11 protein-coding genes are annotated in these 11,225 nt (G+C 69.7%); 1 reads left to right on the top strand and 10 read right to left on the bottom strand.

All coding sequences use genetic code 11. The features are described from left to right. The 9 genes from PV363_RS11585 to PV363_RS11545 all read right to left on the bottom strand — a co-directional run. Positions 1-130 (bottom strand): glycerate kinase (locus tag PV363_RS11585; protein ID WP_301022394.1); only part of this gene is annotated, 130 nt, incomplete at its 3' end. Next, the gene (locus PV363_RS11580) at positions 127-1,023 is read right to left on the bottom strand and encodes a sugar phosphate isomerase/epimerase family protein (RefSeq protein WP_220365044.1); all 897 of its coding nucleotides are present in this window, start codon (positions 1,021-1,023) and stop codon (positions 127-129) included. The genes PV363_RS11580 and PV363_RS11585, both read right to left, overlap by 4 nt. Further along, on the bottom strand, positions 1,020-2,189 hold the full coding sequence (locus PV363_RS11575) for a dihydrodipicolinate synthase family protein (RefSeq protein WP_220365043.1): 1,170 nt from the start codon (positions 2,187-2,189) through the stop codon (positions 1,020-1,022). Before PV363_RS11575 ends, PV363_RS11580 begins: the two co-directional genes overlap by 4 nt. Then, positions 2,186-3,334 (bottom strand): Gfo/Idh/MocA family oxidoreductase, encoded by a 1,149-nt coding sequence (locus PV363_RS11570; protein WP_220365042.1) that lies wholly within the window; start codon positions 3,332-3,334, stop codon positions 2,186-2,188. The genes PV363_RS11575 and PV363_RS11570 overlap by 4 nt, the downstream gene beginning before the upstream one ends. 5 nt (positions 3,335-3,339) lie before the next feature. Continuing rightward, positions 3,340-4,119: an ABC transporter ATP-binding protein gene (locus PV363_RS11565; RefSeq protein WP_301022393.1), complete on the bottom strand. Its 780-nt coding sequence runs from the start codon at positions 4,117-4,119 to the stop codon at positions 3,340-3,342. Next, a complete protein-coding gene (locus tag PV363_RS11560) occupies positions 4,112-4,867 on the bottom strand; it encodes an ABC transporter ATP-binding protein (protein ID WP_220365041.1) in 756 nt (251 codons plus the stop codon). The genes PV363_RS11565 and PV363_RS11560 overlap by 8 nt, the downstream gene beginning before the upstream one ends. Beyond that, complete coding sequence (locus tag PV363_RS11555) at positions 4,864-5,964, bottom strand: branched-chain amino acid ABC transporter permease (protein WP_255560549.1); 1,101 nt, start codon at positions 5,962-5,964, stop codon at positions 4,864-4,866. The genes PV363_RS11560 and PV363_RS11555 overlap by 4 nt, the downstream gene beginning before the upstream one ends. Beyond that, positions 5,948-6,832, bottom strand: coding sequence for a branched-chain amino acid ABC transporter permease (locus tag PV363_RS11550; RefSeq protein ID WP_220341858.1), 885 nt, complete (start codon positions 6,830-6,832; stop codon positions 5,948-5,950). The genes PV363_RS11555 and PV363_RS11550 overlap by 17 nt, the downstream gene beginning before the upstream one ends. 7 nt (positions 6,833-6,839) lie before the next feature. Continuing rightward, positions 6,840-8,063 carry an amino acid ABC transporter substrate-binding protein gene (locus PV363_RS11545; RefSeq protein ID WP_220345217.1) on the bottom strand — a complete coding sequence of 408 codons (1,224 nt, stop codon included), beginning with the start codon at positions 8,061-8,063 and terminating at the stop codon, positions 6,840-6,842. A 138-nt stretch (positions 8,064-8,201) separates the two neighbouring features. On the opposite strand from PV363_RS11545, the gene PV363_RS11540 reads away from it, so the two are divergent. Further along, on the top strand, positions 8,202-9,233 hold the full coding sequence (locus PV363_RS11540; RefSeq protein WP_220341860.1) for a LacI family DNA-binding transcriptional regulator: 1,032 nt from the start codon (positions 8,202-8,204) through the stop codon (positions 9,231-9,233). A 39-nt stretch (positions 9,234-9,272) separates the two neighbouring features. On the opposite strand, the gene PV363_RS11535 is transcribed toward PV363_RS11540, so the two are convergent. Continuing rightward, positions 9,273-11,225, bottom strand: a 1,953-nt coding sequence (locus PV363_RS11535) for a PQQ-dependent sugar dehydrogenase (protein ID WP_301022392.1), incomplete at its 5' end; no start/stop codon positions are given.

Genomic DNA, 11,225 nt, shown 5'->3' with positions numbered 1-11,225 from the left:
CGCCATCGGCAACGGGCAGCTCGACGACCTCCACGTCCGACCGTCGCATCCCCCGTGCCAGTGCTGCCGCGACACCGGCCGCGTCGAGCGAGCCCTTGAACTTGTCGGGTGCGACGACGACCCGTGTCACAGGTACGGCTCGACGAGCTCGACGTAGCGGCGCACCGTCGTCGCGACGACCTCGTCACCGTCGGCGGCCCAGACGTCGGCGTTGAAGATCTCCACCTCCACGTCTCCGGCGTAGCCGGCAGCGGCGACGGCCCGCGTGAACGCCGCGAAGTCGACGTGTCCGTCGCCCATCATCCCGCGCCCCAGGAGGTTGTCGGCCGGGACCGGGGTGATCCAGTCGCACACCTGATAGGAGACGATCCGGTCCCCGGCGCGCTCGATCTGCTCGGTGACGCCGGGCTCCCACCAGAGGTGGTAGGTGTCGACGACGACACCGACCTGCTCCACCGGGTGCTCCTCGGCGATGTCGAGCGCCTGGCGCAGCGACGAGACCACTCCGCGGTCGGCCGCGAAGATCGGGTTCATCGGCTCGATGCCGAGCCGGACGCCGCGCTCCCCCGCGTACGGCGCCAGCCGGGCGATCGCCTCGGTCGCCCTCTCCCGCGCGCCGGCGAGGTCCTTGCTGCCCTCGGGCAGCCCTCCCGGCACGAGGACGAGGGTCGGGGCTCCCAGTGCGGCTGCCTCGTCGACTGCGGCCACGTTGTCGGCGTGCGCGGTCTCGCGCGCCTGCGGCTCCTCGGCGGTGAAGAAGCCCCCGCGGCACAGCGACGACACCCGCAAGCCGCTGTCGGCGACCCAGCGGGCGACGGTCGCGAGCCCGACGTCGGCCACCGGCTCCCGCCACAGCCCGACGGCGCCGAGGCCGGCGGACCGGGCCCCGTCCAGAGCCTCACGCACGGACCACTGCGCCGTCGTGCGCTGGTTGAGGGACAGCCGCGCGAGCCGCGGGTCACCCGGAGCCGGGGTGTCGAACCGCGCGGCCCGCCCGCTCGGTACGTCGAGGAACGCCGTCATCGACGAGCTCCGGCGGTCTCGAGCAGCAGGTTGAGGCGGTACGCGGCGAGGTCGGGGTCGGGAAGCAGCCGAGCCTCGTTGGCCAGCGCGAACACCTCAGCGAGATGGACGACGCTGCGGGCCGACTGCAGGCCGGAGACCATCGAGAACCCGGGCTGGTGACCCGAGAGCCACGCCAGGAACGCGATCCCCGTCTTGTAGTAGTACGTCGGGTTGCTGAAGAGGTGCCGTGACAGCGCGAGCGTCGAGGCCATCTCGGCGTCGTACGTCGCGAGGTCGCCGTCGTCGAGGGCGCTCAAAGCCGCGGACGCCGCCGGCGCGACGGCCGCGAAGGCGCCAAGGAGGGCGTCGGAGTGGTGGGTTCCGTCACCGCGGATCAGCTCGGGGTAGTGGAAGTCGTCACCGGTGTAGAGGCGCACTCCCTCCGGGAGCGCCGACCTCAGCGCGACCTCGTGGTCGGCGGACAGGAGCGACACCTTGACTCCGTCGATGCGATCGGCGTGGTCGGTGACGAGCTGCACGAACGTCGCCGTCGCCGCGTCGACGTCGCTCGATCCCCAGTATCCGGCGAGCTGCGGGTCGAACGCCTCACCGAGCCAGTGCAGGATCACCGGTCCGCCGACCTGACGAAGCACGACGTCGTACACGGTCAGGTAGTCCTCGGGCGAGCGCGCGACCGCGGCCAGGTGGCGCGAGGCCATGACGATCACCTGTGACCCGGCCCTCTCGATGGCCGCGACCTGCTCCAGATAGGCGTCGGTGACCTCGCCGAGCGTCCGGAGGACGCTGCGGTGGTCGGTGCCGGCCCCGGAGGCGATCCGCGCACCGGCCTCGTGCGCCTGCTCAGCGCTGCGGGTGACCAGCTCGACGACCGCCGGCCAGTCGAGTCCCATGTTGCGCTGCGCGGTGTCCATCGCCTCGGCGACACCCATCCCGTACCGGAAGAGGTGCCGCCGGAACGCGAGCGTGGACTCCCAGTCGATCGCGGCGGGGGCCCCCGGGACGTTGTCGCCGTACGGGTCGGCGACGACGTGCGCCGCTGCGAAGACCGCGCGGCTGCGGTACGGCGCCGGGTGCTCCGGCCACGCCCGCGGCGCCCGGAGCTCGACCCCCTGCCAGCTGCCGTCGGCCCGCGGGAGAGCCACGGTGTCGCGTGTGGCCGTCATGCGATCTCCGCGACGTCGACCGTACGACCTGCCTGCGACGACTCGAGGGCCGCGTCGACGAGCTGAAGCCCGCGGACGCCCGACCACAGGTCGTGGCGGTGCGGACGTCCCGCGTGCCAGTCCAGGAGGAACTCCTCCCACTGCGCGCGGAAGCCGTTCGCGAACTCCTCGTTGTCGGGCACGTCGGCCCACTGGTCACGGAAGACCTCGTCGGTGGGGAGGTCGGGGTTCCACACCGGCTTCGGCGTCTGCACCCGCGACTGCACCTTGCAGCCGAACAGCCCGGCGACAGCCGAGCCGTCGGTGCCGTCGACCTGGAACTCCACGAGCTCGTCTCGGTGCACGCGGACCGCCCAGGAGGAGTTGATCTGGGCGATGATCCCGCCCTCGAGCTCGAAGATCCCGTACGCCGCGTCGTCCGCGGTCGCCTCGTACGGCTCGCCCTTCTCGTCCCACCGCTGCGGGATGTGCGTGACGGCCCGCGTGGTCACCGAGCGGACGCGTCCGAGGATGTTCTCGAGCACGTAGTTCCAGTGGCAGTACATGTCGAGGACCATGCCGCCGCCGTCCTCGGCCCGGTAGTTCCAGCTCGGCCGCTGCGCCGCGATCAGGTCGCCCTCGAACACCCAGTAGCCGAACTCCCCGCGGACCGACAGGATCCGACCGAAGTAGCCCGCGTCGACCAGTCGCCGGAGCTTGAGCAGGCCCGGCAGATAGAGCTTGTCGTGGACGACACCGTTCAGGACCCCGGCGGCGTCGGCGGCGCGGGCGATCTCCACCCCTTCGCCCACCGTCTGCGCGATCGGCTTCTCGGTGTAGATCGCCTTGCCGGCCGTGATCGCCTTCAGCAGCGACTTCTTGCGCTCCGACGTGACGAGCGCGTCGAAGTAGATCGGGGCACTCTGGTCGGCCAGCGCCTCGTCGACGTCCACCGTCCACTCCGCGATGCCGTGCCGGTCCGCCAGCTCGGCGAGCTTGTCGGCGCTGCGGCCGACGAGGACCGGCTCGACCTGGAGACGGCCGCCGTCGGGCAGCTCGACTCCGCCCTCATCCCGGATCGAGAGGATCGACCGGAGGAGGTGCTGCCGATATCCCATCCGGCCGGTGACGCCGTTCATGATGATGCGGACGTTCTGCGATGCCATCGGCTTCACCTGTTCCTGGAGGGATTCGTGGTCGGGACGGACGCCGCCGGAGCAGGATCGCTCGGTCGTCCGCCGAGGTAGAGCGCGCTCAGCTGCGGATCCGCGAGCAGCTCCGGCGCAGGTCCCGAGATGTGGACCCGGCCGAGGTCGAGCACGCAGCCGACGTCGGCCGTCTCGAGCGCACGGCGAGCGTTCTGCTCGACGAGGAGGACAGCGATCCCCGCGTCGCGCATGCGCGCCACCTGGTCGAACACGGTGGCGGTCGTCTTGGGGTCGAGACCCATCGACGGCTCGTCGAGCAGCACCACCTTCGGGCTCACCATCAGTGAGCGCGCGAACTCGACCTGCTTCTGCTGCCCGCCCGAGAGCAGGCCGGCGAGCTGCTTCCAGCGCTCACCGACGATTGGGAAGAGCGACCGGACGAAGGCGACGCGCTCGGCGATCGTGGCCTTGTCGCGCACGGTGAACGCGCCCAGCATGACGTTCTCCTCGACCGTCATCTCCCGGAACACGCTGTGCCCCTGGAGGACGTGCGCCAGACCGGAGGCCAGCATCTGCTGCGGACCTCTGCCGGTGACGTCCTCGCCGTCGACGACGATCGAGCCCGACCTCGGCGCGAGCAGACCGCTCGCGACCTTGAGCACGGTCGACTTGCCGGCACCGTTGGGGCCGACCAGGCACACCACCGAACCGGCGGGCACCTTCACGGTGAGGCCGCGGAGGACGAGCGCTGCTCGCCCGTACCCGGCCTCGATGTCATGGAGCTCCAGCAGGTAGTCAGACACCGAGATACGCCTCCAGCACACGAGGATCGGACTGGATCTGGGAGGGAGGTCCCTCGGCGATCGGCCGACCGCGGTCGAACACGATGACGTGGTCGCTCAGGCTCATCACCATCTCCATGTTGTGCTCGACGACGACGAACGTCCGCCCCTCCGCGTTGAGCTCGCGGATGAGGGTGCCGATCCGGCCGATCAGCGCCGGGTTCACCCCGCCCGCCGGCTCGTCGAGCATGATCAGGTCCGGCTCGGCCATCAGGACGCCGGCGAGCTCGAGGAGCTTCTGCTGGCCGTACGAGACGTCGGCGGCCTCGGAGTGCTCGAGGTGGTCGATGCCGACCCGCCGCAACCAGTGCCGGGCCCGCTCGATCTCGTCGGTGTCGCGCGCGCCCTTGAGCAACGAGCGGAGCCCGTGGGTGCGGTGGGCGACGAGGACGTTCTCGAGAACGGTCATGCGGGGGAAGATCCGGCACAGCTGGAAGCTGCGTCCGATCCCGGCGCGGGCGATCCGGTGCGGCGAACGGCCGGTGACGTCGCTGCCGCGATATGTCACCGCCCCCGAGTCCGGTCGGATCATGCCCGTGACGCAGTTGAAGAACGTCGTCTTGCCCGACCCGTTGGGACCGATCAGGGCGTTCACCTTGCCCTCGTGGAACGTGACGGTGGCGTCGTCGACGGCCTTGACGCCTCCGAACGCCTTGCTGAGCGAGACCGTGGCGAGGCTCTCGCGGGGAGGTGCGGCAGTCGTGGTCATCGCGTCGCCTTCTCTCGGGGGTGCGGTCGCTCGTCGTCGTCCCGCTCGAGCAGCTCCGCGGCGGTCATCTCCCGGATCGAGCTGCGCTCCGGCGTGAAGCGGTCGACGAGCTTCATGCCGGCGGGGATGATCCCGTCGGGCATGAAGAGGACCACGACGGCCAGGAGGAGCCCCGTGGCGACGAGATGGAACTGGGTGTCCCCGAACTCGAGCTTGAAGTACTCCAGCGCGGTGCCGACGATGAGCGCCCCGAGGAGCGGGCCGTACAGCTGACGGACGCCGCCGAGCAGCGCCATGAGCACCATGTACGAGCCGATCAGGATCGAGAACTGGAACACCGGGTCGAGGTCGCCGAACCACAGCGCGTACATGCCGCCCCCGAGCGCGGTGAAGAACGCCGACACGACGTAGACGACGAGCTTGTAGGCGTAGGTCGGGACGCCGAGCGCCTCCGCCTTGTCCTCGTCCTCGCGGATCGCCTTCAGGCCCATGCCGAACCGGCTGCGGTCGATCAGCCACCAGGCGAGGAGCGTGACCGCGAGGAGCGCCACGAAGAGGTAGAAGAACGTCTCGTGGTGCTCCGGCCGGAGCATGTCGGGGAACGGCCGCGGGACCACGAGGCCGTTGGAGCCACCGGTCAGCGAGCTCCAGCTCTGGAAGACCAGGAGCATGATCAGCACGAGCGCGATCGACACGATCACGAACGACGCGCCCCGCACCCGCAGCGCTGCCCAGCCGACCGGGACGGCGAAGAGAGCGACTCCGACCCCGGCCAGCGCCCACGCGACGAAGCTCGGCATCTCGAGCCGGGTGATCAGCAGTGCCGTCCCGTACGCGCCGAGCCCGAAGAACGCGGCGTGGCCGAGCGAGATGTAGCCGGTGAAGCCACCGACGAAGTTCCAGGAGGTCGAGAGGACCGCATAGCTGAGCACGACGATGCCGGCCGACAGGATGTAGGGGTTGGCCGCCCATCCCGGGAAGGTCAGCAGCGCCGTGGCGCACGCGGCGAACGCGAGGGCCTTGGCGACGAGGGTCCGAGAGACACGGGCCCGAGAAGCGTCGGCCTTAGAAGCGCTGGGCTTAGAAACGCTGGGCAAGACGACCTCCGAAGAATCCTTGCGGACGCAGCATCAGCGTGGCGAAGAGCGCCACGTAGAAGATGGTCTGCGCCCACGTCGTGCCCATCGGGATCTGCAGCAGGCTCTGGCCGATCCCGAGCACCATCGCGGCGATCGCGGCCCCGGGGATGCTCCCCAGCCCGCCGACCACGATGATCGCCATCAGCGGGCCGATCCAGTGCCAGTGCAACGACGGGTAGATGGTGGCGTCGAGCGACAGCGCCGTGCCGCCGATCGCCGCCGTGGCCAGACCGAGGCCGAAGCCGTAGCCGGCGACCCGGTCGGTCTTGATGCCGACCAGCTGGGCGGCGTCCCTGTGCTGGATGGTCGCGCGCAGCGACTGGCCGAAGCGGGTGTGCTTCATGATCACGTACAGCGCGGCGAGCGAGGCGACGGCGAGCCCGAACGTGATCAGCTTGACGACCGCGAAGCGGGCACCGAAGAGCTCGAGGCTCGCACCGCTGTAGTCGAGCTGGATCCGGCGCTGGGTGCCCGAGAACGCGAACCCGAGCAGGCCCTCGATCGTGAGGGCGATCGCGAACGTCAGGAGGACCGACATCATCGTGAGCGTGACCGGGCGGAGCCGGGCCACGAGCAGCCGCTGCATGAGCACGCCGACACCGAAGAACAGCGGGACGGTGATGAAGAGGGAGAACAGCGGGTCGATGCCGGTCTCCCGGTGGAAGTACCACGCGAGGTAGGCGGCGAGGATGAGGAACGCCGAGTGCGCGATCATCACCACCCGCATGATCCCGAAGTAGAGCGTGAGCCCGGCCGCCAGGAGGGCGTAGAGCCCTCCCAGCAGCACACCGAGCACCAGGCTCTGGAAGATGAGGGCGCCATCCATCAGGACGTCACCAGGCCGGCTTCGGGAAGACGATGTCGGCTTCCTTGACGTCCTCGGGGAGGACGATCTTGATCTGGCCGTCGACGTACTGCTGGATCATGTGGGCGCCCTGGGGCCTGCCCGCCTCGTCCCAGCTCAACGGTCCGACCACCGTGTCGACCTCGTTGTCACGGAGCCAGTCGATGAGCTCCTTCTGGCAGTCGCCCTGCTCCGCGCAGCCGACCGCCTCGACGGCGGCAGCCACGACCTGGCCGGTGGTGTAGGCGTTGGCCTCGTCCTCGCCGGGCGGGGTGCCGTTGCGCTCGGTGTAGCTCGCGACGAACTCCTTGTTGGTGGGGATCGCCGCCTGCTCCGTGTAGCCGGTGGGCGACAGGATGCCCTCCGTCTTCGCACCGATCGCCTCGGGGAACTCGGGATTCGTCGGCGCGGTCGAGAACGCGGCCAGCTTGGGCTGGTAGTCGAGCTGCTGCAGGGCCACGATCAGGTTGACCGCGTCCTGGTACTGCGTGCCCCCGACGACCATGTCGGCGTTGGAGCTCTCGATCTTGGCCGCGATGCTGCTGAAGTCGGTGGTGTTCGGCGGATACTTCTCGTCGACGACGGTCTTGACGCCCGCGGCCTCCATCTTGTCCTTGAGGCCGTACGCGGTGCCCATCGCGAAGGGGTCGTCCATCGCCGCGTACGCCGCGGTCTTGGGCCGCTTGTCCGCAGGCAGGGCCTCGATCCACTCCGCCAGGTAGTTGTAGTGGTCGTCCGCGACGGCAGGGGCCGCGTAGAAGAGGTTGTCGAATCCCTGCTCGAACACCTCGGGCGCCGCGCCGGCGGGCTCGACGAACAGCATCCCGTACTCGTCGGCGACGCGGGCCGCGGGCACGACGAGGCGGGTGGAGAACGGACCGAACACGAGGTCGACCTCGTCCTGCGCGATCAGGGACTCGTAGTCCGCGACGACGCGGTCGGCATTCGACTGGTCGTCGAGGATCTTGAGCTCGACCTTGCGCCCGAGGAGTCCACCGGCGTCGTTGACGTCGGCGGCCCAGGCCTCGTACCCGCGCTGGACGCCCTTGCCGGGCTCGGCGAAGTCACCGGTGAGAGGGAGCGAGACGCCGATGGTGATCGGCCCGTCCTCGTCGCCGCCGGAGTCTCCATCCCCGCCGCAGGCCGTGAGCGCGAGGGTCGCGGCGCCGAGCAAGGCGCCGATTCGGATGATGCTCGTTGTCTTCGTCGACATTGACGCTCCTACGATTCGAGGTCCGCGTGTCCCGGGGGGCCGCCGTAAGCGCTTTCGTAAGCGCTTTCGTAGGATAGACATGGGTGAACGCGTGTGGCAAGAGTCACAGCACTGGTCGTTTCTGAGGGGGACATCCGGATGGCGAGAGTTCGATCCGCGCCGCGGCTCGTCGACGTGGCAGAGCGCGCGGGAGTGTCGCTCGCGACCGCCTCGCGGGCACTGGCCGGCCGCGAGGGCGTGAGTCCGGGCGTGGCCGAGCGGGTCCACCAGGTCGCCGACGCCCTCGGGTACGTCGTCAACGCTCACGCACGCTCCCTCGCGGGCGGGTCGGCGTCGGTGGTCGGGCTGATCGTGCACCAGATCGACGACCCGTACTTCTCCGAGATCGCCGCAGGCGTCATCTCGGTGGCCTACGACAAGGGCATCACGGTCCAGATCTGCCACTCCGCACGCGACCCGGAGAACGAGCTCCGCCAGATCCGCAGCCTGATCGCGAACAACGTGCGGGCCATCATCGTCGCCGGTTCCGGCTACGTCGGCGACGGACTCGAGGCCGCTGCCGAGCGCGAGCTTGCCGCCTTCCAGGCCAATGGCGGCCGTGTCGCCGTGATCGGCCGGCACGCCCTGCGCGCCGACGCCGTGCTCCCCGACAACGAGGACGCGGGGGCCGCACTCGCCGAGCACCTGGTCGGCCTGGGGCACCGCCGGATCGCGATCGCCGCCGGCACCGTGAACCTCACCACCGTGGTGGACCGCCTCGCGGGGATCGAGCGCGCCCTCGCCGAGAACGGCATCGAGCTCGATGAGCTTTCCCTGGTCGAGGCCGAGTTCACCCGTGACGGAGGCGCGTACGCCGCCGAGCAGATCGTCACGCAGCACCCTGAGACAACCGCGATCATCGCCCTCAACGACGCGATGGCCATCGGGGTCCTCGCCGTCCTGCGCACCCGCGGCGTCGCCGTACCGTCGGAGATGTCGGTGGCCGGGTTCGACGACGTCTCGGTCGCGGCCGACCTCGCCCCGAGCCTGACGACGGTACGCCTGCCGATGACCGACATGGGAGCAGCGGCGCTCGAGATGGCGCTCAAGGATCCGTCGTCACGCCCTCGACGTCGCCACACCGGCCACGAGCTGATGGTCCGGAGCTCGACCGGTCCGGCGCGGGCATGACGGGAGGGCGGCGGGTCGACCGCCGCCCTCCCGGTCAGGTCACCGCTCGACGCGACGGAACTGCTGGTTCACCTCCAGCTTCGTCAGGGAGCTGTCGAGGAACATGAGGCTGTCCATGCGGCAGTTGCACGGATTCCGCTCGGAGCCGTCCTGCGGGAAGCTGCCACCGATCTTGATGCCGCGGGGGTTGGTCGCCGACGTCGTCTCCTCCCCCGGTGCGCTGTTGCCCCAGGGATCGTCGGTCCGGGTGTAGAAGCCCGGGATCGGCCTGCCGTTCTTGTAGAGCGCCATCGTGCCGTTGGCGTAGTCGAACGTCGCGGCGAGGTGGACCCACTCACCCTGCGGGAGCAGGGTGCGCCAGTCCTCCGACGCGGCGAACGTCTGCGACGCCCCGGTGTCGACGCGGCGTCCGAGGGCGACGAGCCGGAGCTCGCCTCCGACGTCGATAAGCTCGAGGAGGGCACGGACGCCGTGGCCGTCGGAGTTCCCGGCCAGCACGCCGGCCAGCCCGACGGCGTTGTAGCGGTCGTCCGGGGCGGGGGTGTTGGTGTTGAGCGACGGGTTCTCGCCGGTCATCTTGAACCAGCCCATCACCGTGGTTCCCTTGACTCCGTTGAAGCGCGACAAGGACTCCACACCGTCGGCGTCGTCGTCGTACACGCCCGCCTTCCACGCCAGCCGACCGGTCACGGGATCGGCGTTGCGGATCTGGAGCGAGCGCCTGCTGCCCCGGAACGCGCCGTCCTTGACCCGCATGTCGGAGCCGCCGTTGATCAGGTCGATGTCCGTGCCGGACGGACCACGGTCACGCTCGACGTCTCCGCGAGGGCGCTCGAAGTCGTAGTGCGAGACCAGGTACGGCGACAAGGCCGGGTGCACGTCACGATCACGCGTGATCTTCTTGGTCCCGACGATCTTCCAGATCTTGCCGTTCGCCTTGGCGAGCAGATAGAGCTCGTCGTCGCCGTCACGACCGAGCCGCAGGTCGACACGACGGTCGCCCGCCAGCACCGGCGTCGTCACCTCGTTGCCACGCTCGTCGAACAGCGTGAGCTCGTGGATCTGGGCCGACGGCTTGCCACGCCGCATCTCGCGGTTCTCGGTGTACATCACCCGACCGTCCACGAGGTCGGCGAAGAGGTACTTGTCCCGCAGCTTGGGGACGTCCCCGCCTCGATAGACGAAGCCGCCGCTCACGGCGTGTCCGACGTCGGCACCGCACGGGAAGCCCGGCGGCGGGTTGTGGTCGTACTGAGCGACTGGGTAGGTGTAGCCGTTCTCGGCGTCGTCCTCCGGCAGCGGGTAGAGGTTGCAGCGGTCGGACTTGTCGAACAGGAACGATCCCTCGCGCTCGCTCCAGCCCGCGTTGTCACCGGCGCGGAGATCGTAGATCGCCTCGACGTCCTTCTCGCCGATGTGGCCGAGGAGCAGCCGATGCCGGCCACCGGTATCCCAGCTGAACCGGTGCGGGTCGCGGAAGCCGTACGCCCAGATCTCGCCGATCGCGCCCGGCGTCCCGACGAACGGGTTGCTGGGCGGGATGCCGTACTTCCCGTTCTCGCTGTCGGAGCCCTCGGGATCGATCCGCAGCAGCTTGCCCTGGGGTGTCGCCAGTCGCTGCGGCTCGTCGCCGTTGACGCCGACGCCTCCGTCGCCGGCCGCGACGTACAGCAAGCCGTAGTCCTCGTCACCGCGTTCGGCGGTCGGGTTGAACTCGATCTGCTGGATCCCGTGGATCCGGGTCGCGAAGCCGAGACGCAACACCTCGCGGTGCGTGCCGCTGAAGGTGCGCGCCTTGGGATCCGCGGCCGTCCACTCCGTGATGACCCCGTGGAAGGCGGTGTTGGGCTGAGGCGTCAGGTCCGGCGTCTTGGTGGTGAGCGCACCGAACGCCTCGGTGTGGACGGTGTAGAACTTCCCGTTCTTGCGGAACTCGGGGTGGTAGGTGACGAAGCCGAACCCGCTGCCCATGCCCGCACCGGAGAAGAAGTC

The sequence above is a fragment of the Mumia sp. genome (assembly GCF_028803055.1).
Taxonomy (GTDB): domain Bacteria; phylum Actinomycetota; class Actinomycetes; order Propionibacteriales; family Nocardioidaceae; genus Mumia.
The sequence above is the reverse complement of the archived record's forward strand: the minus strand, read 5'-3'. Positions and strand labels throughout refer to the sequence as shown.